Origin of the sequence: Mycobacterium angelicum (assembly GCF_002086155.1) — a bacterium.
GTDB classification, from domain to species: Bacteria; Actinomycetota; Actinomycetes; order Mycobacteriales; family Mycobacteriaceae; genus Mycobacterium; species Mycobacterium angelicum.
In genome coordinates, this window is the sequence record NZ_MVHE01000364.1 from 1 (window position 1) to 313 (window position 313).

At 70.6% G+C, this 313-nt stretch carries 1 protein-coding gene; it reads right to left on the reverse strand.

The genetic code is table 11. The annotated features are described in order from the left end of the window. Positions 1-313 (reverse strand): phosphopantothenoylcysteine decarboxylase domain-containing protein (locus tag BST12_RS29810; protein WP_281254856.1); only part of this gene is annotated, 313 nt, incomplete at both ends.

Here is a 313-nt window from a genome sequence, read left to right on the forward strand (position 1 = left end):
GCCCGCACCACCCCGGCCAGCACGTCGTCGTTGCGCAGCAGCTCGATGGTCGGTGGGCCTTCGACGCCTTTCTTGATTTTGGCGGTGGCAACCTGCGCGGGCCGGAAGTCGGCGACGGCCGCCGCCATCACCAATACGTCGGCGGTCGGAGCGTGCTTGGACACCGCGTCGGCGAGTTGCTGGGCCGAGCTGACGTGCACCACCTCGACGCCGGCGGGATCGACGAGCCCTGCGGTATGCCCAGCGATCAAAGTAACGTCGGCGCCGCGCTGGGCGGCCACCCGCGCCACCGCATAGCCCTGCTTGCCGGAGC